At 68.8% G+C, this 26,028-nt stretch carries 21 protein-coding genes; 4 read left to right on the forward strand and 17 right to left on the reverse strand.

The window, feature by feature from the left end; all coding sequences use genetic code 11:
* Window positions 1-115 precede the first annotated feature (115 nt).
* Both bpeB and WS91_RS06885 read right to left on the reverse strand, forming a co-directional pair.
* Window positions 116-3,316, reverse strand: a complete 3,201-nt coding sequence (gene bpeB / locus WS91_RS06880; protein ID WP_059669979.1) for an efflux RND transporter permease BpeB — start codon at window positions 3,314-3,316, stop codon at window positions 116-118.
* Between the two features lie 15 nt (window positions 3,317-3,331).
* On the reverse strand, window positions 3,332-4,567 hold the full coding sequence (locus WS91_RS06885; RefSeq protein ID WP_059647208.1) for an efflux RND transporter periplasmic adaptor subunit: 1,236 nt from the start codon (window positions 4,565-4,567) through the stop codon (window positions 3,332-3,334).
* A 417-nt stretch (window positions 4,568-4,984) separates the two neighbouring features.
* Here WS91_RS06885 and bpeR point away from each other — a divergent pair, with 417 nt between their 5' ends.
* A complete protein-coding gene (gene bpeR / locus WS91_RS06890; protein ID WP_038751633.1) occupies window positions 4,985-5,620 on the forward strand; it encodes a TetR family transcriptional regulator BpeR in 636 nt (211 codons plus the stop codon).
* A 243-nt stretch (window positions 5,621-5,863) separates the two neighbouring features.
* On the opposite strand, the gene WS91_RS06895 is transcribed toward bpeR, so the two are convergent.
* The 6 genes from WS91_RS06895 to WS91_RS06920 form a co-directional block, all read right to left on the reverse strand.
* Window positions 5,864-6,592 carry a CoxG family protein gene (locus WS91_RS06895; RefSeq protein WP_038751636.1) on the reverse strand — a complete coding sequence of 243 codons (729 nt, stop codon included), beginning with the start codon at window positions 6,590-6,592 and terminating at the stop codon, window positions 5,864-5,866.
* Between the two features lie 27 nt (window positions 6,593-6,619).
* Window positions 6,620-6,979, reverse strand: coding sequence for a DUF427 domain-containing protein (locus WS91_RS06900; RefSeq protein ID WP_038751638.1), 360 nt, complete (start codon window positions 6,977-6,979; stop codon window positions 6,620-6,622).
* A 128-nt stretch (window positions 6,980-7,107) separates the two neighbouring features.
* Window positions 7,108-7,530 carry a carboxypeptidase-like regulatory domain-containing protein gene (locus WS91_RS06905; protein WP_038751641.1) on the reverse strand — a complete coding sequence of 141 codons (423 nt, stop codon included), beginning with the start codon at window positions 7,528-7,530 and terminating at the stop codon, window positions 7,108-7,110.
* Between the two features lie 142 nt (window positions 7,531-7,672).
* Window positions 7,673-9,160: a DegQ family serine endoprotease gene (locus tag WS91_RS06910; RefSeq protein WP_038751643.1), complete on the reverse strand. Its 1,488-nt coding sequence runs from the start codon at window positions 9,158-9,160 to the stop codon at window positions 7,673-7,675.
* 323 nt (window positions 9,161-9,483) lie between these two features.
* The gene (locus WS91_RS06915) at window positions 9,484-10,800 is read right to left on the reverse strand and encodes an ATP-binding protein (RefSeq protein ID WP_038751646.1); all 1,317 of its coding nucleotides are present in this window, start codon (window positions 10,798-10,800) and stop codon (window positions 9,484-9,486) included.
* Between the two features lie 3 nt (window positions 10,801-10,803).
* Entirely contained in the window at window positions 10,804-11,466 is a 663-nt protein-coding gene (locus WS91_RS06920) for a response regulator (protein WP_038751711.1), read from the reverse strand.
* Between the two features lie 190 nt (window positions 11,467-11,656).
* On the opposite strand from WS91_RS06920, the gene dacB reads away from it, so the two are divergent.
* From dacB to WS91_RS06935, 3 genes are all read left to right on the forward strand, one after another.
* Entirely contained in the window at window positions 11,657-13,189 is a 1,533-nt protein-coding gene (gene dacB, locus WS91_RS06925; protein ID WP_059669991.1) for a D-alanyl-D-alanine carboxypeptidase/D-alanyl-D-alanine endopeptidase, read from the forward strand.
* A 388-nt stretch (window positions 13,190-13,577) separates the two neighbouring features.
* Entirely contained in the window at window positions 13,578-14,495 is a 918-nt protein-coding gene (locus WS91_RS06930) for a sterol desaturase family protein (RefSeq protein ID WP_059575169.1), read from the forward strand.
* A gap of 103 nt (window positions 14,496-14,598) precedes the next feature.
* Window positions 14,599-15,738 carry an SGNH/GDSL hydrolase family protein gene (locus WS91_RS06935; RefSeq protein ID WP_038751650.1) on the forward strand — a complete coding sequence of 380 codons (1,140 nt, stop codon included), beginning with the start codon at window positions 14,599-14,601 and terminating at the stop codon, window positions 15,736-15,738.
* Window positions 15,739-15,975: 237 nt separating this feature from the next.
* Here WS91_RS06935 and WS91_RS06940 read toward each other — a convergent pair whose 3' ends face one another.
* From WS91_RS06940 to WS91_RS06980, 9 genes are all read right to left on the reverse strand, one after another.
* The gene (locus WS91_RS06940) at window positions 15,976-17,001 is read right to left on the reverse strand and encodes an L-threonylcarbamoyladenylate synthase (protein ID WP_059669980.1); all 1,026 of its coding nucleotides are present in this window, start codon (window positions 16,999-17,001) and stop codon (window positions 15,976-15,978) included.
* Between the two features lie 11 nt (window positions 17,002-17,012).
* Window positions 17,013-18,209 (reverse strand): 5-(carboxyamino)imidazole ribonucleotide synthase, encoded by a 1,197-nt coding sequence (locus WS91_RS06945; protein ID WP_059669981.1) that lies wholly within the window; start codon window positions 18,207-18,209, stop codon window positions 17,013-17,015.
* 357 nt (window positions 18,210-18,566) lie between these two features.
* Window positions 18,567-19,085, reverse strand: a complete 519-nt coding sequence (purE, locus tag WS91_RS06950) for a 5-(carboxyamino)imidazole ribonucleotide mutase (RefSeq protein ID WP_038751659.1) — start codon at window positions 19,083-19,085, stop codon at window positions 18,567-18,569.
* A 35-nt stretch (window positions 19,086-19,120) separates the two neighbouring features.
* Window positions 19,121-20,011 (reverse strand): phosphoribosylaminoimidazolesuccinocarboxamide synthase, encoded by an 891-nt coding sequence (locus WS91_RS06955; protein WP_059669982.1) that lies wholly within the window; start codon window positions 20,009-20,011, stop codon window positions 19,121-19,123.
* A gap of 189 nt (window positions 20,012-20,200) precedes the next feature.
* Window positions 20,201-21,265 carry a class II fructose-bisphosphate aldolase gene (gene fba, locus WS91_RS06960; protein WP_038751664.1) on the reverse strand — a complete coding sequence of 355 codons (1,065 nt, stop codon included), beginning with the start codon at window positions 21,263-21,265 and terminating at the stop codon, window positions 20,201-20,203.
* Window positions 21,266-21,544: 279 nt separating this feature from the next.
* Window positions 21,545-22,981: a pyruvate kinase gene (gene pyk, locus WS91_RS06965; RefSeq protein ID WP_059669983.1), complete on the reverse strand. Its 1,437-nt coding sequence runs from the start codon at window positions 22,979-22,981 to the stop codon at window positions 21,545-21,547.
* 342 nt (window positions 22,982-23,323) lie between these two features.
* Complete coding sequence (locus tag WS91_RS06970; RefSeq protein ID WP_038751670.1) at window positions 23,324-24,517, reverse strand: phosphoglycerate kinase; 1,194 nt, start codon at window positions 24,515-24,517, stop codon at window positions 23,324-23,326.
* 251 nt (window positions 24,518-24,768) lie between these two features.
* The gene (locus WS91_RS06975) at window positions 24,769-25,092 is read right to left on the reverse strand and encodes an AzlD domain-containing protein (protein ID WP_038751672.1); all 324 of its coding nucleotides are present in this window, start codon (window positions 25,090-25,092) and stop codon (window positions 24,769-24,771) included.
* Complete coding sequence (locus WS91_RS06980) at window positions 25,089-25,850, reverse strand: AzlC family ABC transporter permease (RefSeq protein WP_038751675.1); 762 nt, start codon at window positions 25,848-25,850, stop codon at window positions 25,089-25,091. The genes WS91_RS06975 and WS91_RS06980 overlap by 4 nt, the downstream gene beginning before the upstream one ends.
* Window positions 25,851-26,028: the final 178 nt, after the last annotated feature.

Consider the following 26,028-nt stretch of genomic DNA (forward strand, 5'->3'; position numbering starts at 1 on the left):
TCGGGAACGCGCCCGACACGGGCGCGGCCGGACGCTCGTAGCGCGGCGCGAGCGTGCAGCCCGTCGCGAGCAGGGCGACTGCGAGCGCAGTCAAAGCATGTTTTCGCTTCATCACTTAATCCTTCTTGCCAGCGTCGTCGCCGTGCTCCGGCTTTTCGTCACGGTGCATGTGCTCGTGCGCGAGGCGCAGCGCTTCGTCGGCGTCTTCCTTCTCGCCGCTGAACACCGCCCGCACCTTCACGAAGAACATCGGGATCATGAAGATCGCGAGGAACGTCGCCGTGATCATCCCGCCGATCACGCCCGTGCCGATCGCGTGCTGGCTCGCCGAGCCGGCGCCGTTGCTGATCGCGAGCGGCAGCACGCCGAGAATGAACGCGAGCGACGTCATCAGAATCGGACGCAGCCGCAGCCGCGACGCCTCCAGCGCCGCCTCGATCGGCCCCATCTTCTCCATCTGCTGCAGCTCGCGCGCGAACTCGACGATCAGAATCGCGTTCTTCGCGGACAGGCCGACGGTCGTCAAGAGCCCCACCTGGAAGAACACGTCGTTCTCGAGCCCGCGCATCGTCGCGGCGAGCAGCGCCCCGATCACGCCGAGCGGCACCACCATGATCACCGAGAACGGAATCGACCAGCTTTCATACAGCGCGGCGAGACACAGGAACACGACGAGGATCGAGATCGCATACAGGATCGGCGCCTGCGAGCCCGACTGGATTTCCTGGAACGACAGCCCCGTCCACGAATAGCCGATACCCGTCGGCAGCTTCTTCGCGAGCGTTTCCATCGCCGCCATCGCCTGGCCGGTCGATTTGCCCGGCGCGGCCTGGCCCTGGATTTCCATCGCCGAGATGCCGTTGTAGCGCTCGAGCTTCGGCGAGCCGTACGTCCAGTGGCCGGTCGCGAACGCGCTGAACGGCACCATCCCGCCCGATCCGTTGCGCACGTACCAGATGTTCAGGTCTTCCGGCGACATCCGGAACGGCGCGTCGGCCTGCACGTACACCTTCTTGATCCGGCCGTCGGTATCGAGGAAGTTGTTCACGTAGCTCGATGCCCAGGCGATCGAGAACGTCTGGTCGATCGCCGACGCCGTGACGCCGAGCGCGTTCGCCTTCTCGCGGTCGATGTTCACCTTGTACTGCGGCGTGTCGTTCAGGCCGTTCGGGCGCACGCCTTGCAGCGTCGGGTCCTTCGCGGCCATTCCGAGCAGCTGATTGCGCGCGGCCATCAGCGCGTCGTGGCCGAGACCCGCGCTGTCGGTCAGCTCGAAGTCGAAGCCGGCCGCCGTGCCGAGTTCGGGAATCGACGGCGGGTTGAACGGAATCACGAGCGCGTCCTTGTAGCCCGCATAGCGCCCGAACATCCGGCCGATCAGCGCCTGCACCTTCTGGTTCGCGCTCTGCCGCTGCGAGTAGTCCTTCAGCTTGACGAACACGAGGCCCGAGTTCTGGCCGCGGCCCGCGAAGCTGAAGCCGTTCACCGTGAACGCGGATTCGACGATGTCCTTTTCCTGCGTGAGCAGGTAATCGGAAATGTTCGCGAGCGTGCGCGCGGTCGTCTCCTGCGTCGAGCCCGACGGCGTCTGGACGATCACGAACATGAGCCCCTGATCCTCGTCGGGCAGGAACGATTTCGGCAGACGCACGAACAGCAGGCCGACCGCGACGATCACCGCCAGATAGATGATGAGCCAGCGGCCCGAGCGCTTGATCACGTGGTGGACGCCGACGTGATACTTGTCGCGGCTCGCGTTGAAGGTTCGGTTGAACCAGCCGAAGAAGCCCTTCTTCTCCTCGTGGTGCCCCTGCGGGATCGGCTTGAGGATCGTCGCGCACAGCGCCGGCGTCAGAATCAACGCGACGAGCACGGACAGCACCATCGCCGACACGATCGTCAGCGAGAACTGGCGATAGATCGCGCCGACCGACCCGCCGGAGAACGCGACCGGCACGAACACCGCGGACAGCACGAGCGCGACGCCGACGAGCGCGCCCGTGATCTGGCCCATCGCCTTGCGCGTCGCTTCCTTGGGCGACAAGCCCTCTTCCGCCATCACCCGCTCGACGTTCTCGACGACGACGATCGCATCGTCGACGAGCAGGCCGATCGCGAGCACGAGGCCGAACATCGACAGCACGTTGATCGAGAAGCCGACCATCGACATGATCGCGAACGTGCCGAGCAGCACGACGGGCACGGCGATCGTCGGGATGATCGTCGCCCGCAGGTTCTGCAGGAACAGATACATCACGAGGAACACGAGGACGATACCCTCGAGCAGCGTCTTCACCACTTCCTCGATCGACAGGCGCACGAACGGCGTGGTGTCGTACGGATACTTGACGACGAGGCCATGCGGGAAGTACGACGACATCTCGTCGATCTTCGCGCGCACCGCCTTCGCCGTCGCGAGCGCGTTCGCGTTCGTCGCGAGCTGGATGCCGAGCGCCGCGGTCGGCTGGCCGTTGTACTTCGTGTCGAAGTTGTACGTTTCGCCGCCGAGGCCGATCTGCGCGACGTCCTTCAGGCGCACCTGCGAGCCGTCCTGGTTCACCTTCAGCAGGATGTTGCCGAACTGCTCGGGCGTCTGCAAAAGCGTCTGCTCGGTGATCGTCGCCTGCAGTACGGTGCCCGGCACGGCCGGCGTGCCGCCGAGCTGGCCGCCCGCGATCTGCACGTTCTGCGCGGAGATCGCGCTCGTCACGTCGACCGGCGTGAGCCCGTAGTTCGTGAGCTTCGTCGGATCGAGCCAGATCCGCATCGCGTACTGCGAGCCGAACAGCGTGACGGTGCCGACGCCGTTGATCCGGCTGATCGGGTCCTTCACGTGCGACGCGACGTAGTTCGCCAGGTCGTACTTGTTCATGCTGCCGTCTTCGGAGTTGAAGGCGAGCACGAGCAGGAAGCTGCTGCTCGACTTCGTCACCGACAGGCCGAGCTGCTGAACCACCTGCGGCAGGATCGGCGTCGCGAGCGACAGCTTGTTCTGCACCTGGACCTGCGCGATGTCCGGGTTCGTACCCGGCGCGAACGTGATCGTGATCGTCGCATTGCCCGAGTCGTCACTCGTCGACGACATGTACAGGAAGTTGTCGAGACCGCTCATCTGCTGCTCGATCACCTGCGTGACCGTGTCTTCGACAGTCTTCGCCGAAGCGCCCGGATAGTTCGCGGTGATCTGGATCGACGGAGGCGCGATCGTCGGATACTGGGCGATCGGCAGCGTGAAGATCGCCGCGACCCCGGCCAGCATCAGGATGATGGCGATCACCCACGCGAAGATCGGGCGATCGATAAAAAACTTTGCCATGAAACAGGCCCCCTGTTATTGCGCGCTCGACGCGGCGGCTACGCTCGACGGCGCGGCACCCGATGCGGCCGCGCTCGCCGCCGCGGCCTGGGCGGGCGAGGCGCCCGACGCGGCCTGCAACTGCGCGTCGGCGGTCTTCACGGACATGCCCGGACGCACCTTGTCGATGCCCTGCACGATCACGCGGTCGCCCGCCTGCAGGCCGCCCTCGACCACCCAGTTCTGGCCCTGCGTGCCGCTCGTCGTGAGCACGCGCGACGCGACCTTGCCCTTCTCGTCGACGATCATCGCGATCGCCTGGCCCTTCGGATCGTGCGTGACGCCGATCTGCGGAACGAGGAACGCGTTGTCGTTGACCCCCTCTTCGATGCGCGCGCGCACGAACATGCCCGGCAGCAGCACGCGCTGCTTGTTCGGGAAGATCGCGCGGATCGTGACCGACCCCGTCGTCTGGTCGACCGTGACGTCGCTGAACTGCAGCTTGCCCTGCTCCGAGTAAGGCTTGCCGTCCTCGAGGATCAGCGTGACCTTCGCCGCGCCCGGGCCTTCCGTCTTGATGCGCCCGCTCTGGATGTCCTGGCGCAGCTTCAGGCCGTCGAGGCTCGACTGCGTGAGATCCACGTACACCGGATCGAGCTGCTGGACGGTCGACATCAGCGTCGCCTGGCTCGCCTGCACGTAGGCGCCCGGCGTGACCTGCGAGATCCCGACGCGGCCCGTGATCGGCGAGACCACGTCCGTGTAGCCGAGGTTGATCTGCGCGGTGTCGACCGCCGCCTTGCCCGATCCGACGTCGGCGGCCGCCTGCCCTTGCGCGGCGACCGCATCGTCGTACTGCTGCTTGCTCACCGCGTTCGCGGCGACGAGCACCTTGTAGCGCGCGACGAGCGCGTTCTGCGTCGCGAGGTTCGCCTGCGCCTTCGCGAGCGTCGCCTTTGCGCTGTTCAGCTGCGCGACGTACGGCGCGGGATCGATCTTGTAAAGGCGCTGGCCGGCCTTGACGTCGCCGCCCTCGGTGAACTCACGCCGCAGCACGATGCCGTCGACCCGCGCGCGCACTTGCGCGACGAGATACGCGCTCGTGCGGCCCGGCAGCTCCGAGACCACCGGCACGGATTGCGGCTGCACGGTGACGACGCCGACCTCCGGCGTTTGAGGAGGCGGAGCCGATTCTTTTTTTCCGCACGCGGCCAGGAAGACGGCGGCTGTCGCGACAGTGATTAAGCGGTATGGAACCCGTTCGACGCGCATGGAGCGACCTCGTTTGTAACTGGATGAAATAAGTGCCGGCCCTCGGGGACGCAACACGAACGCGCCTTGCGGCGCGGATCGGACAACTGAATTGCTTGACTGCGAATACAACAGCGGCACGTGACTGCCGTGCCGGGATGCCGCCGCGCGGAGCAACCGCGGTACGCGCGGAACAACAATGAGGAGGGAAATCAGCAGAGACGGATATTAACTGATTGCCTCGAAAGCCATTCGGCCGTAAGCTGGCATTGTATATACATTCACGAATGTATGTAAAAGTCCTTCATGCGCCGCACAATTTCTTACAAATTACCAAGGTTTACAACTGCCGGACGGGAACGACCGGCATGCGGCGCCTGCGATGCAACCCTTATTATTAACGCAATGACCTCGACTTTGCACATGACGAGCTTCTGAATGGCCAGACGCACGAAGGAGGAGGCGCTCGCGACGCGCGACCGCATCCTCGACGCCGCCGAACACGTCTTCTTCGAAAAAGGCGTGTCGCACACGTCGCTCGCCGACATCGCCCAGCACGCGGGCGTCACGCGCGGCGCGATCTATTGGCACTTCGCGAGCAAGAGCGAGCTGTTCGACGCGATGTTCGACCGCGTGCTGCTGCCGATCGACGAGCTGAAGGCGGACACGGGCGCGCCGCACGCCGACCCGCTCGGCCGGATTCGCGAGATCCTGATCTGGTGCCTGCTTGGCGTCGCGCGCGATCCGCAGCTGCGGCGCGTGTTCAGCATCCTGTTCATGAAGTGCGAGTACGTCGCGGACATGGGGCCGCTCCTGCAGCGCAACCGCGAAGGAATGCGCGACGCGCTGCGCAACATCGAAGCGGATCTCGCGCAGGGCGTCGCGAACGGCCAGTTGCCGGCCGATCTCGACACGTGGCGCGCGACGCTGATGCTGCACACGCTCGTGAGCGGCTTCGTGCGCGACATGCTGATGCTGCCGGGCGAGATCGATGCGGAGCGGCACGCGGAAAAGCTCGTCGACGGCTGCTTCGACATGCTGCGCACGAGCCCCGCGATGCGCAAGGACGGCTGAGCGGGCGGCGCGGCGCGGCGTGACGAAGCGGCCGTGCGCCGGGCGTTCGCCGCGCTGGGCCGGAAAGGGAATCGGGCGAGAAATCGAGATGCGCGAAATGCGCGAGATGCTCGAAATGCGCGGCGCCGGACGAGCAGCGCGAAACGCCGTGTGCGCCCGATTGGGCGTCGCGGCGAAGCGCCGGCACGGCGCAGCGGCCGAAGCGGGGCCGAGGCGGGGCCGAAGCGTCAGAAACGGCGAGGCTCAGCCGCCGTTGAACCAGCGCGCCACATACAGCAGCAGCGCGACGAAGAAGATCATCGCGGCCCACGCCCACAGCGGCACCGGGTTCGATTCGCGATGGTGGAGCGCGCTCGCCGCGCGCCCCGTCAGCGCGCCGCCCAGATGCTGCGCATGCGCGCGGCGCGCGATGCCCGTGAACCCGGCTGGCCGCAGGAACACGTGCTGCCGCCGCGGCGCGCCGTCGCGCGCGCGGTTCGGCGCGAGCCCGTGCTTCGCCTGCACGACCTCGCAGAACTCGGTGAAGAAATCGTCGGCAAGCTCGTGCAGCGCATTCTGGATCTGGCGGCCCGGCAGCTCGGCGAGCGGGCCCGACGCCGTCGCCCACACCGCGTATTCGATCCGCGTCGCGGGCTCGCCGCGGATCGCGTCCGGCGCATCGTCGGCGGGCGCGAGCACGACGTCGATCTGGCCGCGCAGCGCGCCGATGCCGTCCGCACGCGCCCGGAAGTTCAGCGTGCGTCTCGTGTGCTCCGGCTCGTCGTGGCGCTCGCTGACGACGTGTGCACGCACGTCGTAGCGCGCGCGCAGCGGGCCGAGCGGCACGGTCAGCGCGAGCGCGTACTCGCCGCGCGCCAGCCGCGAAAACGACTCGCAATGATCGAGGCTCGCGCGCACGAGCGCGAGATCCTGCAGCGCGTCCCAGACGACGGACGGTGCGAGCGGAATGCACAACGCATCGTTCAGTTCCATGATCGCCTCCCCCGATGAGCCGCCGCGTCAGGACGTCACGTCGATGCGGTCGACGCACGCGGCATCGAACGCGACATAGTGCCGGATCGCATCCGCGATCTCCGGCGGCTCCTCGTAACTCCATGCGGCGTTCTCTATCACGCCGTCTTCGGTATGCAGATGGAAATAGGTTGCCGGCCCCTTGCGCTCGCAGCGCGTCACGCGATCGGACGGCGCGAGCCGCGACATGTTGACGTCGCCGCGCGGCAGATACTGGACGTCGGGCAGGCCCGATTCCCTCAGCGTGTAGGCGGCAAGCGAATCGGCATAGGTGATCCCCCGATGGATCACGCGAACGCGATGGCGGTTCGGCTCGATTTCGATGCGATGGCCTGCGGCGTCGGACATCGGTTTCCCCTACGGCCGCTGCGCGCACGCGCCGGCCGAAAATTAGCATGGCCGCGGCGAAACGCCGCTTGTAATCGCATTATCGGCCAAACCGCCGCAAATTGCGCGGCGTCATCGTCGCAGCGGGGTCACTGCGCCTTCCACGAGAATGCCGCCTTCACGCCGCCCTTCGCCGGCACCGTGACCGCATGGGTCTGCTCGTTGCCGTTGTAGCTCGCGTGCACGGTGTAGCGCCCCGGCGTCAGCCTGACGAGCATGTAGGGACCGCGCGCGTCGGTCTTCAGCACTTCGGCGCCCTTCGCGTCGACCACGGACACGTGGACGTCGGCGAGATACTCGCCGCCCGCGCCCGTGAAGCGCAGCGCGAGCGGCCAGTTGCTCTCGTTGCGCTGGAACGCGGTGGATTCGTCTTGCCCCACCCCGCCCGACACGAAGCCGACATCGCCCTGATGCTGCACGTCCGGCAAGCCGGGCTGCGCGCGCGCGACGCCCGCGACGCCGAAAGCCAGCGCCGCCGCGATCAGGTAGTGGGAAATGGTTTGCTGTCGCATGATTCGCTCCTTGAATCTGTCAGCCGGACGCCGGAGGCCCCGCAGGGACCACCGGCGGCGGCGACGAACAAAGACGGGCGGCGGGCGGCGGCCGCGTGGCCGTCGCGCCGGCCCGCCATGCCGGCCGGGACATCGGCCCGGCTCAGCCCAGATCGACCGGCACGAAAATCTGGGCGTCGTCGCGCTGGATCAGCAACGCAAGACTGTTGCCCGCGCGCTTGACCGCATCGCGCAATTGTTCCGCGCTCGTGACCGGCCGGCCGTTCACCGCGAGAATCACGTCGCCCGGCTGGATGCCCGCGCTCGCGGCAGGGCCCGCCGACTGCTGGACGACGAGGCCGTGCGTGAGCGACGAGCCGTTGCGCTCGCGCGGCGAAAGCGGCCGCACCGCGACGCCCAGGCGTCCCTGCTCGACGGGCTCGTCGACGCCCGCCTTCGCCTGGTCTTCGGTCAGCGACGCGAGCGTCACCGACACCGTCTTCTTCGACTTGTCGCGCCAGATCTGCAGATCGGCCTTCGTGCCGGGCTTCATGCTCGCGATCTGCGCGGGCAGCATCGTCGAGTCCTGCACCGGCACGCCGTCGACCGACAGGATCACGTCGCCCGGCTGCAGCCCCGCCTTCGCGGCCGGCCCCTTCGGATCGACCGAGCTGACGAGCGCGCCGTCGGGCTTCGTGAGGCCGAACGAGCTCGCGAGCGTCTGGTTGAGCCCCTGGACGGCGACGCCGAGCCGGCCGCGGCTCACGTGGCCCGTCTTCACGAGCTCGTCCTTCACCTTCATCGCCTCGTTGATCGGGATCGCGAACGACAGGCCCTGGAAGCCGCCCGTCTGCGAGTAGATCATCGAGTTGATGCCGATCACCTCGCCGTTCAGGTTGAAGAGCGGGCCGCCCGAGTTGCCGGGGTTCACCGGCACGTCGGTCTGGATGAACGGCGTGTAGTTCTCGTCGGGCAGCGCGCGCGACTTCGCGCTGATGATGCCCGACGTGACCGTGTTGTCGAACCCGTACGGCGAGCCGATCGCGACGACCCACTGGCCGACCTTGCTCTGCGCCGGATCGCCGATCTTCACGGTCGGCAGGCTCGACGCGTCGATCTTCAGCACCGCGACGTCGGACTGCTTGTCGGCGCCGACGACCTTCGCCTTGTACTCGCGCTTGTCGGTGAGCTTCACGGTGACGACGTTCGCACCGTCGATCACGTGCGCGTTGGTCAGGATATACCCATCCGGGCTAATGATGAACCCCGAGCCGAGGCTCGTGCTCGGCTGGTCGTCCGGCTGCGGCTGACCGCCGGGGCCCATCCCCGGAATCCGCCCGTAGAAATGTCGGAAGAATTGGTAGAACGGATCGTCCGGGTCGATCGGCAGTTGCGGCGCCGCGCGACGCTGCGCGGTGCGCTGCACGACGTGCTTCGCGCTGATGTTCACGACGGCAGGCCCGTAGGTCTCGACCAGCCCGGAAAAGTCGGGAATGCCGGTTTTCGCGGCCGCTTCGGCCGGCATCAGCGCGGCGACGGCCGGCGTGATGATCTGCGGCTCCGAGTGACGGGTGCCCGCCACGTACCCCGCCGCCAACGCCGCGGCGACGGCCGCGGCAACTGCGCCACGCGCAAGGATTCGGGTAGTCATCGATCGTTCTCCTCGTCTAATGGTTCGAAGCGTAGCGACCCTGTCTTAAAGCAGGCTTAATCGGTTTCGGGAACCCTTAAACGGACGAAAATTGTCGAGCAAGCTTGGGGCCCGGGCCGCGCCGGGCGCGGCGTATTGGCCGGACGACGGGCGCGGTCGGGGGCAAAACCGATGTGCGGTGGCGCGGCGCAACGAAACATGGTTCGCGATTGGCGATTGGCGGTTCGCGGTTCGCGGTTCGCGGTTCGCGGTTCGCGGTTCGCAACGAGCATCGGGCGTTTCGCCGCGCGCGGCCCGCGTCCGCCGCGTCCCGCGCAGGTCCGTCACGCGTCGGCCGCGCACGGCAGCACGACGCTCACGAGTAGCCCCCCCGCCGCCGCTTCGCCGAGCGTCACGGTCGCGCGCTGCTGCGCGGCCACCCGCTTGACGATCGCGAGGCCGAGGCCGCTGCCCGACACGTCGGTGCGCGCCCGCGCCGACGTGTCGCGGTAAAAGCGATCGAACACGCGCTCGCGCTCGGCGGCCGGAATGCCCGGGCCGCTGTCGCCGATCTGCACGCGCGCCCGCGCGCCGTCGCCGCGCGTGAGCGACACGTCGATGCGGCCGCCCTCCGGGGTGTACTTCACCGCGTTGTCGAGCAAATTGTTGAACATCACGCGCAGCGCGGCGGGATCGGCGTTCACGGCCGCGTCCTCGACTTCCTCGAAGCCGAGATCGATGTCGCGCCGCTGCGCGAGCGGCGCGTGCGCGGCGACGCACTCCTCGACGATCGAGCGCAGATCGACGCGCTCGCGCACCGTCGCGTCGCCTGGCTCCGCGCGCGCGAGCGCGAGCAGTTGCTCGGCGAGGCGCGTCGCGCGCGTGACGCCGCTTTGCAGATCGGCGATCGCCTCGCGGCGCGACGCGTCGTCCTGCGCGCGTGCGACGAGCTGCGCCTGAATCTGCACGGCGGCGAGCGGCGTGCGCAGCTCGTGCGCGGCATCCGCGACGAACGCCTTTTGCGTGTCGAGCGCGGCGGAGAGCCGCGCGAGCAGCCCGTTCAGCGCGTGCACGAGCGGGCGCACTTCGAGCGGCAGCGGCGAATCGGGCAGCGGATCGAGCGCCTCGGGCCGGCGCGCTTCGACCGCGCGGGTCACGCGCTGCAACGGCGCGAGCCCGCGCCCGACGATCATCCAGACGGCCGCGCCGAGGAACGGCAGCAGCACGATGAGCGGCCACAGCGTGCGCAGCGCGACGCTCGCGGCAAGCCGGTTGCGCACCGAAAGCGGCTGCGCGAGCTGCACGACGTTGTCGCCGACGATCGCGCCGTACACGCGCCATGCGCCGCGCTCGGTGCGCTCGGTCGAAAAGCCGAGCTCGGCGCGCGGCGCGATCGGCGCGCGCGGATGCGAGAAGTACATCAGCACCCCGTTGCGGTTCCAGATCTGGATCACGATCCCTTCGTCGCCGTTCGTCTGCGAGCCGAGCACCTGCGAGAACGGCTCGGACGGCAGCGCGGCCGCGATCTGCTGCAACTGGTAGTCGAACAGCTCGTTCGCGGCGGCGAGCGCCTGCCGGTAGATCATCCAGCCGGCGAGCCCCACTCCGGCCACGACGATCGCGAGCAGCCAGATCAGCAATTGATGGCGAATCGACCTCACGCGCTACGCTTCCTTCACGACCATGTAGCCGAGGCCGCGGACGTTGCGGATCAGGTCCGAGCCGAGCTTCTTGCGCAGCGCGTGGATATAGACTTCGACGGTGTTGCTGCCGATCTCCTCGCCCCAGCCGTACATCTTCTCTTCGAGCTGGCTCTTCGACAGCACCGCGCCCGGACGCGCGAGCAGCGCCTCGAGCAGCGCGAATTCGCGCGCCGACAGCGCGACGGGCGCGCCGTCGAGCGTCACCCGGTGCGACGCCGGATCGAGCGTCAGCGCGCCGTGGCGGATCACCGATTCGCTGCGCCCCGACTGGCGTCGGATCAGCGCACGCATGCGCGCCGCGAGCTCGTCGAGGTCGAACGGCTTGACGAGATAGTCGTCGGCGCCGGCGTCGAGGCCCTTCACGCGGTCGGCGACCGCGTCGCGCGCGGTCAGGATCAGCACGGGCAGCGCGAGCCCGCGCGCGCGCAGCGTGCGCAGCACGTCGATGCCGTCGCGCTTCGGCAGCCCGAGATCGAGCAGCAGCAGATCGTACGCCTCGCCGCCGAGCGCGGTGAGCGCCGCGTCGCCGTCCTGCACCCAGTCGACCGCGCAGCCGTCGGCCTTCAGCGCCTTGCGCACCCCTTCGGCGATCATCCGATCGTCTTCAACCAGCAATATCCGCATCCTGAAAAACGTCCGTCGCATGCGTTCGAGATGGCGGACATTGTAGCGCCGCCTCGTGCGCAAACGGACCATCTGCCGATTTCGACGCTGCTTGCGCGCCGTTTTCTCTACAATGGGCGGCTTGCGCCGCAGCGCGCACGCCTTTTGCACACGTCACATTCCGTTCCGCGCTTCCGTTCCGTATTCGTCGATGAATCCCAACGCCGCCCGCATCGCCGCTTCGCCCCGCCCGAGCCGCCCCGCCGCCCGCGCGCCGCGCGCCATTCTGCGCGGCGCGGCGCTCGTCGCCGCGTGCGCCGCGCTCGCGTTCGCCGCGCCCGCCGACGCCCGCAAGAAGCCCCCGCGGTATCCAGCCGCGGTCTCGACCGCGCGCAACGTGCTGCCGGCGTCGGTGCTCGTCGCGCTGCAGCGCGCGCGCGTGCCGGCGTCGAGCCTGAGCGTCGTCATCGAGCGGATCGGCGAGCGAACGCCCGTCGTCGCGTGGAACGCGAACCGGCCGATGCAGCCCGCGTCGACGATGAAGCTCGTCACCACCTACGCCGGGCTGTCGCTGCTCGGCGCCGACTATCGCTGGCGCACGAGCGCGTACGCGGACGGCGCGGTCGACGAGAACGGCACGCTGCACGGCACGCTGTACGTGAAGGGCACGGGCGATCCGAAGCTCGTGCCGGAAGAGCTGATCGACCTCGTCGACAAGATCCGCCGCGCGGGCATCGTCAACGTCGACGGCTCGCTCGTGCTCGACAAGACCTTCTTCGCGCCCGAGACGCGCGACCTGCCGCCGCTCGACGACGACGCGAGCGCGCCGTACAACGTCGGCCCCGATCCGCTCCTCTACGCGTTCAAGGCGCTGTCGTTCACGGTGACGCCGACCGACAACGGCGCGATCGCGATCGACGTCGTGCCGCCGCTCGCGAACCTGAACGTCGACAACCAGCTCGTCGAGGGCGAAGGCTCGTGCGGCGCCGCGCGCCCGACGCTCATGACCGACGCGAACGGCGAGCTCACCGCGTCGTTCGCGGGCGACTATCCGCCGCGCTGCGGCCCGACCACGACCAATCTCGCCGCGCTGAACCATTCCGCGTTCTTCGCGCGCGGCTTTCTCGCGCTGTGGCGGCAGACGGGCGGCGCGTTCTCGGGCACGATCGCCGAGGGCAAGGTGCCGGGCCGCGCGCGGCCCGTTGCGTCGCACCACGGCCCGGTGTTGTCGAGCGTCGTGCACGACATCAACAAGTTCAGCAACAACGTGATGGCGCGCAACCTGTTCCTCACGATCGGCGCGGTCGAGCACCGGCCGCCCGCGACGCCCGCGCAGTCGGCGGACACGATCCGCGCGTTCCTCGCGCACAGCGGGCTGCCGACCGACGGGCTCGCGCTCGAGAACGGCTCGGGGCTCTCGCGCGACGAGCGCGTGAGCGCGCTGTCGCTCGCCGACATGCTGCAGGCGGCGAACGCGAGCCCCATCGCGCAGGCGTTCGTCGATTCGCTGCCGATCGCGGGCGTCGACGGCACGATGAAAAACCGGCTGACGAACGCGCCCGTCGGCGGCAACGCGCACATCAAGACAGGCACGCTGCGCGACGTGCGCGCGATCGCGGGCTATGTCGCGTCGGCGGACGGGTCGAGCTACGTCGTCGTCAGCTTCATCAACGACGAGCGCGCGTCGGCCGCGCGCGCGGCGCACGACGCGCTGCTCGAATGGGTGTACGAAGGGCCGCGCTGAGCGGCGCGCGGCTCTCGGCGGCGCCCCGGCGCGCCGCCGAGAGCCGGCCGGAACCGATTCCGCCCTCGCCGTTTCCCTCGCCGTTTCCCTCGCCGTTTCCCTCGCCGTTTCCCTCGCCGTTTCCCTCGCCGTTTCCCTCGCCCTTGCCGTTTCTCGCCGGACTCCGCGCGGATCACCGGCCTTCGCGCGTCTTGCCCACGGCCGCCGCCGCGGCTCGGTGCGCCGCCCCATGCCGCGCGCCCGTCGAAGACTCCCTCTACGAAACACCCTCGCGCCCGGTACGCCGATTGCGTACCCTTTTGGCTGCAATTGACGTCGACGAGCCGCGCACGCGTTTCGCACGCCGCACGCACCGGGTCGCTCGAACCACAACAAGAGGGAGACACTCATGCAATTCAACGTCGAATTGCTTCTGCTCGCGCTCGCGCCTGTCTTCCTGCTCTGCATCGGCTGGGAAGCGTGGCACCTCGCGCGCACACGCCCCGGCGAGCACGTCTACAACCTGCGCGACACGCTCTGCAACGCGGCGCTCGCGCTGATGCACCAGGGCGCGGACAAGATCGCCTGGATCTTCGTGATCCCGCTCTATGCGTACTGCTACACGCACTACCGGCTCTTCACGTGGGACGCCACGTGGCTGTCGTTCGCCGTGCTGTTCGTCGCGCAGGACCTGCTCTACTACGTGTTCCACCGCTGCAGCCATCGCGTGCGCTGGCTGTGGGCCGCGCACGTCGTCCATCATTCGTCCGAGCGCCTGAACTTCTCGACCGCGATGCGGCAAAGCCTGATGTACCCGATCGCCGGCATGTGGGCGTTCTGGCTGCCGCTCGCGTTCCTCGGCTTCCCGCCGCAGCAGATCGTCGGCATCGTGCTCATCAACCTCGCGTTCCAGTTTTTCGTCCATACGCAGACGATCCCGAAACTCGGCTGGCTCGAGTACGTGCTGAACACGCCGTCGATCCACCGCGCGCACCATGCGCGCAACCCGCGCTACATCGACCGCAACTACGCCGGCGTGCTCGTGATCTGGGATCGCCTGTTCGGCAGCTACGTCGAAGAAGACCCGCAGGACCCGCCCGAATACGGGATCGTCGAGCCGCTTCGCTCGAACAATCCGCTCGTGGCGACGTTCCACGAATGGCGGTCGATGGCGCTCGACGCGCTCGGCGTCGAAGGCTGGCGCAACAAGCTCCGCGCGGTTTTCGGTCCGCCCGAATGGGCGAGCGCTTATCATGCACGGGTTGCGAGCGCGCACGCGCCGTCGCCCGAGCCGTCCGCGCTCGCCGCCGCGCCCCGCGAACGATAACGAAACACGGATTCCAAACCATTGCGCCGAGCCGCGTCGCCGCCGTGCGTCGCGGCACGGCGCAGGCCATGCAACACAAGCATATCTACGAGGAGAGACCCGCATGAATCAGCCGCAACGACAACAGCAACCCGCCCGCACCGCACGCCGCCGCCTCTGGCGCGGCGCGCAAGTCGCGCTCGCGAGCGCCGCGTTCGCCATCCTCGCCGCCTGCGGCGGGGGCGACGACAACGGCTCGTCGCAGCCGAGCGCCGGCGTGAACATGCAGGTCGTGTCCTTCGGCGACAGTCTGTCGGACACCGGCACCTATTCGCCGCAGATCCTGATCGGTTTCGGCGGCGGCCGCTTCACGACGAATCCGGGCCAGGTGTGGACGCAGGACGTCGCCGCCTACTACGGCGGCACGCTCACGCCCGCGTTCGAAGGCGGCTTCGGCGTGCCGCTGCAGGCGGCGGGCGGCCTCGGCTACGCGCAGGGCGGCTCGCGCGTCACGCAGCAGCCGGGCATCGGCCACGCGGACGCGAGCGTGGCGAACGCCGACTACGCGCAGGCGACCACCGTGCCGGTCGCGACGCAGGTGCAGCAATACCTGCAGCAGCACGGCAGCTTCAACCCGAACCAGATCGTGCTGATCAACGGCGGCGCGAACGACATCTTCTATCAGGTGCAGGTCGCGCAGGCGCAGGGCAACACGCCGGCCGCGCAGCTCGCCGCGGCGCAGCAGATCGGCCTCGCCGCTCAGCAGCTCGCGGGGATCGTCCAGCAGATCGTCGCGGCGGGCGCGACGCACGTGTTCGTGTCGAACGTGCCGGACATCGGCGGCACGCCGCTCGCGGTGTCGACGGACCAGCAGGCCGCACTCACGCAACTGTCGACGATCTTCAACAGCACGCTCGCCGCGGCACTGAAAGCGCTCAACGTCGATCCGACGAAGGCCGTGCTGATCGACGCGTTCACGTGGCAGGACGGCATCACCGCGAACTACCAGGCGAACGGCTTCTCCGTGTCGAACACGGGCACCGCGTGCAACCTGCAATCGATGATCGCCGCGGCGACGAAGTCGGGCGTGTCGAACCCGACCGCGTTCGGCTCGTCGCTGTTCTGCTCGCCGCAGATGTACACGGTCGCGAACGCCGACCAGACGTACATGTTCGCCGACACGGTCCATCCGACGACGCGCCTGCACGCGCTCTTCGCGCAGTACGTCGAGCAGCAGATCGCGAAGACGGGCGTCGGCAAGTAAGCAAGCCCGCGCCGCGACGCGGGGGGCGTCTCGCGCGCCCCGCCCCCGATCGCCACGCGGCGACGTTCCGCCGCTTCAAGTGAAAACGCCCGGTTCGCGTGATGCGAACCGGGCGTTTCTCGTTGTGCCGGGCGTTTTCAGGTGCTTTTTGCGCTTCGGCGCTTCGGCGCTTCGGCGACAGCAGCATGACGAAGCCGGCGCGGCTCCGCCCGCCTCAGCCGCCCGACCGCGCAACGCTCACGCCTGCGCTTCGAACGCAGCCGCCGCGCGGCCGAGCCGGTCGTTCACCGCGATCCATTCGACCGTATCCGGCAGCTTCTCGATGAGGATGCGCGCGACCTGCGCGCGATCGAGCGCGCGCAGCAGCCCGTAGAGCTCGCGCGCATAGACCTGCGGGTCCTCGGGCGCCGCGACGAAGTGCACGCCGTCCGAGTGCGCCCACGCGCCGGCGCGCGATGCGCGTGCGACGAGCGCGACCCGCTCGCCCGCGTCGCGCGCGGCCGCGAGCCGCCCCTCGAGCCGCTCGAACGGCGCGAGCGCGAGCGGCGTGCGCGGCGCGTAATGCGCCTTCAGCGTGCCGGATGCGCGCGGCGCGGTCGCATCGCTGCCGTCGGGCAGGCGCGGCGCGACGCCGAGCACGTCGGCGATCTGCTGCGGGCTCACGTGGCCCGGGCGCAGCAGCGCCGGAAAACCGCGCGACAGATCCACGATCGTCGACTCGATCCCGACGTCGGACGGGCCGCCGTCGAGCACATGGACGGCATCGCCGAACTCGTCGCGCACGTGCTGCGCGGTCGTCGGGCTCACGTGGCCGAAGCGGTTCGCGGACGGCGCGGCGACGCCGCCGTGCCCGCCGCGGCGCGCGTCGAACGCGCGCAGCAACGCCTGCGCGACCGGATGCGACGGACAGCGCAGCCCGACCGAGTCCTGCCCGCCGCTCACCGCGTCCGGAATGTGCGCGGCGCGCTTGAGAATCAGCGTGAGCGGGCCGGGCCAGAACGCGTCGATCAGCTTCTTCGCGTCGGCGGGCAGCGAGTCGACCCAATAGCCCGGATCGCTGCCGGGCGCGAGGTGGACGATCACCGGATGGTTCGCCGGCCGCCCTTTCGCCTCGTAGATGCGCGCGACGGCGACCGGGTTCTGCGCGTCGCCGCCCAAGCCATAGACGGTCTCGGTCGGAAATGCGACGAGCTCGCCCGCGTCGAGCAGCGCGGCGGCTTCGTCGATCTCTTCGGCGGTCGGAATCGGTCGATCGTTCGACATCGTGCGCCCCGTCAGTCGAGCGCAATGCGCAGCAGGCGCGCGCAGGCGGTCGCACCCGCGACCGCCTCGTCGAGCGTCGCCGCGGTGAAATTCACGTGGCCCATCTTGCGGCCGGCGCGCGCCTCCTCCTTGCCGTACAGATGCAGCCGCGCGGTCGGCATCGCGGCGACCTGGTCCCACGGCGGCGCGACGGACTCGCCCGACGCGCCGTTCGCGAACCACACGTCGCCGAGCACGTTGAGCATCGCGGCGGGCGAATGCTGGCGCGTGCTGCCGAGCGGCAGCCGCGTCATCGCGCGGACCTGCTGCTCGAACTGGCTCGTCTCGCATGCATCGACCGTGTAGTGGCCGGAATTGTGCGGCCGCGGCGCCATTTCGTTCGCGACGAGCGAGCCGTCTTCGAGCACGAAGAACTCGACGCACAGCACGCCAACATAGCCGAGCGAATCGGCGATCCGCACGGCCGCCTGCTGCGCCTCGCGCACGAGCGCCTCGCTCGCGGCGGGCGCGGGCACGACGCTCAGCGTCAGGATGCCGCCGTGATGCGTGTTCTGCGCGAGCGGGAACACGGCGGATTCACCGTTCGCGGCGCGCGCGATCAGCGCCGACACTTCGTATTTGAGCGGCAGGCGCTTCTCGAGCACGCACGGCACGCCGCCGAGCGACGCATACGCGTCGCGCGCCTGCCGCACGGTCGCGACGCGCACCTGCCCCTTGCCGTCGTAGCCGAGGCGCGCGGTCTTCAGGATGCCGGGCAGCACCGCGGCAAGCTCCGCGTCGGCAAGCGCCTCGAGCTGCGCGACCGACTCGATCACGACGTGCGGCGCGACGGGCGCGCCGGACGCCGCGATGAAGCGCTTCTCGGCGATCCGGTCCTGCGCGATCGCGACGCAGCGGCCCGCCGGCGCGACGAACGTCGATTGCGCGAGAAAGTCGAGGCTCGCGGCGGGCACGTTCTCGAATTCCGTGGAGACGGCGTCGCACAATTGCGCGAGCTCGGCGAGCGCGGCCTCGTCGTCGTACGCGGCGCGCAGATGCTTGTCGGCGACGGCGCCCGCGGGGCTCGTCGGATCGGGATCGAGCACGGCGACGCGGTAGCCCATCGCCTGCGCGGCGAAGCAGAACATGCGGCCGAGCTGGCCGCCGCCGACCATGCCGAGCCAGGCGCCCGGCAGGATCGGGGAATTCGGGGTGGGGAGTGCAGTCATGTCTAGGGTCAATTTACATACGGAACGCACAAGCGTTGCCACGAGAACGGCCGCTCACAAGGCGCGCGACGCTGCGAATGGACGTATTCGCAAGGCGCGCAACGCGGCGAGCGGCGGTTCTCGCGGCAACCCCGATACAAAAATACATTCTAGGGGAATGCCCGAAATCGCCCGCATGGCGGCGTCGCTCGTTGCTTGCTTGGCTCGGCCAAACGGCGCTCCTCGCTTCCTGCCCTACGAGCGATTTCGGGCATTCGCATGTGCGTTCCATATGTAAATGGCCCCTAGGATCGGTGGCGGCGGGCGGCTGCGCCCGCCGCGGGCGGGACGATCGATGCCGCCGGCGGCCGCGCGGCCTCACAGCGGCGGCAGCACCATCGCGTGCGCGGCCTCGTTCTGCCGCACGCGGAACGCGGCGAGCCGGTTCGCGTAGTCGGTCGACGTGCCGGACAGCATCGACACGGCGAAGAGCGCCGCGTTCGCCGCGCCGGCCTCGCCGATCGCGAAGGTCGCGACGGGCACGCCCTTCGGCATCTGCACGATCGAGTGCAGCGAATCGACACCCTTCAGGTACTTGCTCGCCACCGGCACGCCGAGCACGGGCACCGTCGTCTTCGCGGCGAGCATGCCGGGCAGGTGCGCCGCGCCGCCCGCGCCCGCGATGATCGCGCGCAGGCCGCGCTCGCGCGCCTTCTGCGCGTAGTCGAACATCTCGTCGGGCATCCGGTGCGCGGACACGACCTTCGCCTCGTACGGCACGTCGAACTCCTGCAGGATCGCGACGGCATGCTTCATCACGTCCCAGTCGGAGCTGGAACCCATCAGCACGCCGACGAGCGGCGCGCTGTGCGTGTGGGCGGTCGGGATTTCGCTCATCGTGCGCTTCCTCGTTTCGGTGAATCGGACGATGGTCAGTCGAGCGTCTTGCCCGTGATGCGCTCGAGCGCTTCCTGGTACTTCGCGCTCGTCCTCGCAACGACGTCGTCGGGCAGCTTCGGCGCGGGCGGCTCCTTGCTCCAGTCCTGCGCCTCGAGCCAGTCGCGGACGAACTGCTTGTCGAACGACGGCGGATTCGTGCCGACCCGGTACTCGTCGGCCGGCCAGAAGCGCGACGAATCGGCCGTCAGCGCCTCGTCCATCAGGAACAGCTTGCCGTGCTCGTCGAGGCCGAATTCGAACTTCGTGTCGGCGATGATGATGCCGCGCGTCGCCGCGTAATCGGCCGCTTCCTTGTACAGCTTGATCGAGATGTCGCGAATCGTCGCGGCGAGCTCGGTGCCGATGCGGCGCTCGGTTTCCTCGAACGAGATGTTCTCGTCGTGATGGCCCATCTCGGCCTTGGCCGCGGGCGTGAAGATCGGCTCGGGCAGCTTCTGCGCGTTTTGCAGGCCGGCCGGCAGCTCGACGCCGCACACCTGGCCCGTCGCCTGGTAGTCCTTCCAGCCGCTGCCCGCGAGATAGCCGCGCACGACCGCCTCGACGAGGATCGGCTCGAGGCGCTTGACGACGACCGCGCGCCCCTTCACCTGCTCGACTTCGTCGTCGGCGACGACCGTCTCGGGCGCGACGCCCGTCAGGTGGTTCGGGACGATGTGCGCGAGCTTGTCGAACCAGAAGTTCGCCATCTGGTTCAGCACGCGGCCCTTGTTCGGAATCGGCTCGCCCATGATGACGTCGAACGCCGACAGGCGATCGGTCGTGACGATCAGGAGCTTGTCGTTGCCGACCGCGTAGTTGTCGCGGACCTTGCCGCGACCGAGGAGCGGCAGCGAGCGCAGCGTGGATTCGTAAAGGGTAGACATCGTCTTTTCGCAGATAAGGAGCCAAACAAAAAGGGAAACGCCGTTCCCCGCGGCTGGCGGGAACGGCGGCCTTGCGATACTTCGGCGAACCGGCCGGACGGCTTGGCCCGGCGGGGCCGGCCGGCTTCGGAGCCGGACCGGGCTCATCCGGCCGCCCCGCTCGCGGGCCGGCCAGATCGTACTACAGACTCAACGCACCACTTGCGCGAGGTCGCCGGCCTTGTACTTCTCGGCGATCTTCTCGAGCGGCACCGGCTTGATCTTCGACGCCTGGCCTTCGCAGCCGAACGCCAGATAGCGCGCGACGCAGATCTTCTTCGCCGCTTCGCGCGCGGGCTTCAGGTAATCGCGCGGATCGAACTTGCCCGGATTCTCGAACATGTAGCGGCGGATCGCGCCCGTGATCGCGAGACGCAGGTCGGTGTCGATGTTGATCTTGCGCACGCCGTGCTTGATGCCTTCCTGGATTTCCTCGACGGGCACGCCGTAGGTTTCCTTCATGTCGCCGCCGAATTCGCGGATTTCCGCGAGCAGATCCTGCGGCACCGACGACGAGCCGTGCATCACGAGGTGCGTGTTCGGGATGCGCGCGTGGATTTCCTTGATCCGCTGGATCGACAGGATGTCGCCCGTCGGCTTCTTCGTGAACTTGTACGCGCCGTGCGAGGTGCCGATCGCGATCGCGAGCGCGTCGCACTGCGTGAGCTTGACGAAGTCCGCGGCCTGCTCCGGGTCCGTCAGCAGCTGCTCGCGGGTCATCGTGCCTTCCGCGCCGTGGCCGTCTTCCTTGTCGCCCTTCATCGTCTCGAGCGAGCCGAGCACGCCGAGCTCGGCCTCGACCGTCACGCCGATCGAGTGCGCCATCTCGACCACCTTCTTCGACACGTCGACGTTGTATTCGTACGATGCGACCGTCTTGCCGTCGGCTTCGAGCGAGCCGTCCATCATCACGCTCGTGAAGCCGCTCCTGATCGCCGCCATGCAGACGGCGGGCGATTGGCCGTGATCCTGGTGCATCACGACGGGGATGTGCGGGTACGACTCGACCGCCGCTTCGATCAGGTGGCGCAGGAACGCCTCGCCCGCGTACTTCCGGGCGCCGGCCGACGCCTGCATGATCACGGGCGCGCCGACTTCGTCGGCCGCCGCCATGATCGCCTGCACCTGCTCGAGGTTGTTCACGTTGAACGCGGGCAGGCCGTAGCCGTGCTCCGCTGCGTGATCCAGCAGTTGACGCATTGATACGAGAGGCATTGTGGTACTCCTTGAATGAAAACCTTGCGCCCTACGCGGCGTCTTACGGCCCCGTCCCGGCTGAAAGGCGGGCGGACCGGCGCGGCCGAGCGTCGAATAGCCGCATTTTATCGCGAAGCGCCCCCGAATCCGACCAAATGGCGGATTCGGGGGCAATTTGTTACGTCTTTCAGACCACCTTCAAGCAAAAAAGCCGCGGGGGCCGTCCGACCCCACGCGGCTTTCCGACAACGCAAGCGGCATGCCCGGCGGGCATCCCGCTCGCGCCGGATTGCGCCCTCAGTAGTGTTCGCCGACGCGCACGATCTTCAGCGTGTTCGTGCCGCCCGCCTGCCCCATCGGCTCGCCGACCGTCAGCACGACCATGTCGCCGTGCGCGACGTAGCCGCGCCGCACGATCAGCTCGAGCGCCTGCTGCAGCGCGGAATCGCGGTCGCTGTTGAAGTCGACGTGCAGCGGCGTCACGTTGCGGAACAGCGCCATCGCGCGCTCGCTGCCGACTCGCGGCGTCAGCGCGAAGATCGGCACGTGCGTGTAGTGGCGCGACATCCAGAGCGCCGTCGCACCCGATTCGGTCAGCGCGACGATCGCCTTCGCGCCGAGGTGGTATGCGGTGAAGAGTGCGCCCATCGCGATCGACTGGTCGATCCGCGTAAACGTGCGGTCGAGAAAGTCCTTGTCGAGCTCGACGTGCTCGGACTTCTCCGCCTCGACGCAGACGGCCGCCATCGCCTCGATCGTGACGGCCGGATACTTGCCCGTCGCCGTTTCGGCGGACAGCATCACCGCGTCGGTGCCGTCGAGCACCGCGTTCGCGACGTCCGACACCTCCGCGCGCGTCGGCACGGGCGCGTGGATCATCGATTCCATCATCTGCGTCGCGGTGATCACGAGCTTGTTCGATTCGCGCGCCATCCGGATCATCCGCTTCTGCAGCGCGGGCACGGCCGCGTTGCCGACCTCGACCGCCAGATCGCCGCGCGCGACCATGATGCCGTCCGACGCGTCGAGAATCTCCTGCAGCGCCGGAATCGCCTCCGCGCGCTCGATCTTCGCGATCATTTTCGGCTTGATGCCGTAAGGCGCGCCCGCGATGTTCGCGAGCTGGCGCGCCATCTCCATGTCGGTCGCGTTCTTCGGGAACGACACGGCGACGAGATCCGCGCCGAGCGACATCGCCGTGCGGATGTCCTCCATGTCCTTCGCGGTCAGCGCGGGCGCCGACAGCCCGCCGCCCTGCCGGTTGATGCCCTTGTTGTTCGACAGGTCGCCGCCCACCTTGACGGTCGTGTGGATCTCGTCGCCGAGCACGCGGTCGACCTTCAGCACGATGAGGCCGTCGTTCAGCAGCAGCACGTCGCCCGGCTTCAGGTCGCGCGGCAGATCCTTGTAGTCGAGGCCGACCCGCTCGTCGTTGCCGAGCTCGCACGTCGCGTCGAGGATGAACGGCTGGCCGGGCACGAGCGTCGTCTTGCCCCCCTCGAACTTGCCGACGCGAATCTTCGGCCCCTGCAAGTCCGCCATGATCGCGATTTCCCGGCCGACCCGGCGCGCGGCCTCGCGAACCATCTCGGCGCGCTCGCGGTGATCGTCGGCGGAGCCGTGCGAGAAATTGAGCCGCACGACGTCGAGACCCGCGTGCATCATCTGCAACAGGACCTCCGGCGAGCTGGATGCCGGACCGATCGTGGCGACTATCTTGGTGGCGCGATGCATGAATCTCCTCGTCTGACTGAGTGAAAGCGCTGGAAGTACCGCCGCGAGAGCCGGAGCCGCGCGGCCCAGCCGCCGCCGCTCCGGAACGCGCGCCGGTGCATGCGCCCGGCGTCGCTTTGTCCGCGATCGCCGGCGTTGACGGCCGGCGCCGCATCGTTGTTTCGGGTTCGGCGGGCCCGCGTCGGGCGGCCCGCCCGGCGGCCCGACCCGGGCCGCCGCGCCGACGGCGCGCAACGCGCGTGCCCGCCGGCGTGCGCGGGCGGCCGGCGCGGCCTGCCGCCCGTCAGCACTGCGCCCCGCGCGCGGCAAAGACACGCGCGCGCGGCGCGCCGGCTTGCGCGCTTACGCGCGCGTTTCCAGCACTTCGACGGCGGGCAGTTTCTTGCCCTCGAGGAATTCGAGGAACGCGCCGCCGCCCGTGGAGATGTAGCTGACCTTGTCGTGAATGCCGTACTTCGCGATCGCGGCGAGCGTGTCGCCGCCGCCCGCGATCGAGAACGCGGCCGAGTTCGCGATCGCGTCGGCGAGCGTCTTCGTGCCGTTGCCGAACTGGTCGAACTCGAACACGCCGACGGGGCCGTTCCAGACGATCGTGCCCGCCTTCTCGAGCTGACCGGCGAGCGCCTTCGCGGTATCCGGCCCGATGTCGAGGATCATGTCGTCCGCCTCGATGTCGGCCACCTTCTTCACCGTGGCCGCGGCCGTCGGCGAGAACTCCTTCGCGACGACGACGTCGGTCGGAATCGGCACCGATGCGCCGCGCTTCCTCGCTTCGTCGATGATCGCCTTCGCCTCGCCGACGAGATCGGCCTCCGCGAGCGACTTGCCGATCGGCAGGCCCGCCGCGAGCATGAACGTGTTCGCGATGCCGCCGCCGACGATCAGCTGATCGACCTTCTCCGCGAGCGATTTCAGGATCGTCAGCTTCGTCGACACCTTCGAGCCGGCGACGATCGCCACCAGCGGGCGCTTCGGGTTGCCGAGCGCCTTGCCGAGCGCGTCGAGCTCGGCCGCGAGCAGCGGGCCCGCGCACGCGACGCCCGCGTACTTCGCGATGCCGTGCGTGGTCGCTTCCGCGCGGTGCGCGGTGCCGAACGCGTCGTTCACGTAGACGTCGCAGAGCTTCGCCATCTTCTGCGCAAGCTCGTCCGAATTCTTCTTCTCGCCCTTGTTCACGCGGCAGTTCTCGAGCAGCACGACCTGGCCCGGCGCGACTTCGACGCCGTTCTCGACCCAGTTCGCGACGAGCGGCACGTCGCGGCCGAGCAGCTCGGCCAGGCGCTTCGCGACGGGCGCGAGCGAATCCTCGGGCTTGAACTCGCCTTCCGTCGGGCGGCCGAGGTGCGACGTGACCATCACGGCCGCGCCCGCGTCGAGCGCCGCCTGGATCGCGGGCACCGACGCGCGGATGCGCGTGTCTTCGGTGATGTTGCCGTGATCGTCCTGCGGCACGTTCAGATCGGCGCGGATGAACACGCGTTTGCCGGAGAGCTTGCCTTCGGCGATCAGGTCGGTAAGACGCTTTACTTGGCTCATGGGACTGATGAAGGTTGATGAAGGAAAGCGATTCGACGCGCGCGGGCTGCCTCGCCGGCGCCAGGCGCGGCCCGCCGGCTTCGCACGGCAAGGCCCGCGCGGCGCGCGCGCGAAAAAATTCCGGAAGGGGTCATTCTAGCCGATCCGCCCCGCGCGCTGCCCCGCGAGGCGGCGAATTGCTGCGATCCGGAGGCGACGTGCGCCGTTGGGTCGCGCCTTCGAGCCGGGCGCGGCGCGCGCGGCGGCGCACGTCAGAACAGGATGCGCAGCGCGGTGAACACGAGCATCCCGACGACGATCGTGCCGAGCATGCTGCGCCGCCACAGGAACCACGCGAGGCCGGCCGCCGCCGCATAGAAATCGTGGTTCGACAGCGCGAACGAGAGGCCCGCGGGCGTCTCCAGCACGTCGGGCAGGACAACCGCGACGAGCGCGGCGGCAGGCGCATAGCGCAGCGAGCGCTGCGCGCGCTCGGGCAGCACGGTGCGCTCGCCGCCGACGAGAAAGAGCGCGCGCGTGATCGCGGTGACGAGCGTCATCCCCGCGATCGCGAGCCAGATCTGCCAGTCGCTCATTCGGCGTCCTCCGTGTGCGTCGCGCGGCCGGCCGCGCGGATGCGCCGCCAGTCGGCGCGCTCGACGAACCAGTCGGCGACGCTGCCCGCCGCGAGCGCCGCGACCACCGCGAGCGGCAGCGCGAGCCGGTACGGCAGCTCGAACGCGACGAGCGACACGACGCCGGCGACCGCGACGGCCGCGAGCGTCGATCGGTTCGAGATCGCCGACACCATGATCGGGATCAGCGCGAGCGTGCCGGCGAGCGCGAGCCCCCAGCTGTCGGGAAACGCGCTCGCGAGCGCGATGCCGACGAGCGACGACGCCTGCCACGCAAGCCAGCTCGTGAGCGCCATGCCCCAGAAGTACGCTTCCTTGCCGGGCACCTGGCCCGTCGCGAAGCCCTGCTTCTGGAACAGCAGATAAATCACGTCGCCGTTGAAATAGCCGATCGCGAGGCGCCGCCACAGCGGCAGGTACGAGAAATGGGGCGCGAGCCCCGCGCTGAAGATCACGAACCGCATGTTGACCATCGCGGCCGTGAGGAGGATCGTCCAGACCGGCAGCTTCGCGGCGAAGAGCGGCAGCACCGCGAGCTGCGACGAGCCCGCGTAGACGAAAATCGACATGCCGACCGCCTGCCCCGTCGACAGCACCGATTTGCTCATCGCGATGCCGGTGACGAGCCCCCACGACAGGATCGCCATCAGCGTCGGGGAAAAATCGCGGAAACCCTGGGCGAGGGCGAAGCGGTCGGTGGCGGAAAGGCGAGCGAGCATCGGGGAGGCGCCGCGAAGGCGAAAAGCCGGGCAGCTCGCGCGCGTCGCGCCGCCGCCGCCCGTTATTTTTTCACGCAGGTTGCGCGTCGATTATAGCGCCGGACCCCGCCGTACCGACCGTTGCCCGCACAAAAACGCTAAAATGAGCGTCTTTGCGACGCGCCGCCGTTTCGAGCCG

The sequence above is a fragment of the Burkholderia sp. MSMB1498 genome (assembly GCF_001526245.1).
Taxonomy (GTDB): domain Bacteria; phylum Pseudomonadota; class Gammaproteobacteria; order Burkholderiales; family Burkholderiaceae; genus Burkholderia; species Burkholderia savannae.

Excerpts from the sequence above, each read along its gene's own strand:
- WS91_RS06920 (WP_038751711.1), bottom strand. The coding sequence starts at position 11,466 with ATGCGGATATTGCTGGTTGAAGACGATCGGATGATCGCCGAAGGGGTG.
- WS91_RS06885 (WP_059647208.1), bottom strand. The coding sequence starts at position 4,567 with ATGCGCGTCGAACGGGTTCCATACCGCTTAATCACTGTCGCGACAGCC.
- WS91_RS06940 (WP_059669980.1), bottom strand. The coding sequence starts at position 17,001 with ATGTCGAACGATCGACCGATTCCGACCGCCGAAGAGATCGACGAAGCC.
- purE (WP_038751659.1), bottom strand. The coding sequence starts at position 19,085 with ATGAGCGAAATCCCGACCGCCCACACGCACAGCGCGCCGCTCGTCGGC.
- dacB (WP_059669991.1), top strand. The coding sequence starts at position 11,657 with ATGAATCCCAACGCCGCCCGCATCGCCGCTTCGCCCCGCCCGAGCCGC.
- WS91_RS06910 (WP_038751643.1), bottom strand. The coding sequence starts at position 9,160 with ATGACTACCCGAATCCTTGCGCGTGGCGCAGTTGCCGCGGCCGTCGCC.
- WS91_RS06970 (WP_038751670.1), bottom strand. The coding sequence starts at position 24,517 with ATGAGCCAAGTAAAGCGTCTTACCGACCTGATCGCCGAAGGCAAGCTC.
- WS91_RS06975 (WP_038751672.1), bottom strand. The coding sequence starts at position 25,092 with ATGAGCGACTGGCAGATCTGGCTCGCGATCGCGGGGATGACGCTCGTC.
- bpeB (WP_059669979.1), bottom strand. The coding sequence starts at position 3,316 with ATGGCAAAGTTTTTTATCGATCGCCCGATCTTCGCGTGGGTGATCGCC.
- WS91_RS06905 (WP_038751641.1), bottom strand. The coding sequence starts at position 7,530 with ATGCGACAGCAAACCATTTCCCACTACCTGATCGCGGCGGCGCTGGCT.
- WS91_RS06900 (WP_038751638.1), bottom strand. The coding sequence starts at position 6,979 with ATGTCCGACGCCGCAGGCCATCGCATCGAAATCGAGCCGAACCGCCAT.
- WS91_RS06955 (WP_059669982.1), bottom strand. The coding sequence starts at position 20,011 with ATGTCTACCCTTTACGAATCCACGCTGCGCTCGCTGCCGCTCCTCGGT.
- WS91_RS06945 (WP_059669981.1), bottom strand. The coding sequence starts at position 18,209 with ATGACTGCACTCCCCACCCCGAATTCCCCGATCCTGCCGGGCGCCTGG.
- pyk (WP_059669983.1), bottom strand. The coding sequence starts at position 22,981 with ATGCATCGCGCCACCAAGATAGTCGCCACGATCGGTCCGGCATCCAGC.
- fba (WP_038751664.1), bottom strand. The coding sequence starts at position 21,265 with ATGCCTCTCGTATCAATGCGTCAACTGCTGGATCACGCAGCGGAGCAC.
- WS91_RS06980 (WP_038751675.1), bottom strand. The coding sequence starts at position 25,850 with ATGCTCGCTCGCCTTTCCGCCACCGACCGCTTCGCCCTCGCCCAGGGT.
- bpeR (WP_038751633.1), top strand. The coding sequence starts at position 4,985 with ATGGCCAGACGCACGAAGGAGGAGGCGCTCGCGACGCGCGACCGCATC.
- WS91_RS06930 (WP_059575169.1), top strand. The coding sequence starts at position 13,578 with ATGCAATTCAACGTCGAATTGCTTCTGCTCGCGCTCGCGCCTGTCTTC.
- WS91_RS06895 (WP_038751636.1), bottom strand. The coding sequence starts at position 6,592 with ATGGAACTGAACGATGCGTTGTGCATTCCGCTCGCACCGTCCGTCGTC.
- WS91_RS06935 (WP_038751650.1), top strand. The coding sequence starts at position 14,599 with ATGAATCAGCCGCAACGACAACAGCAACCCGCCCGCACCGCACGCCGC.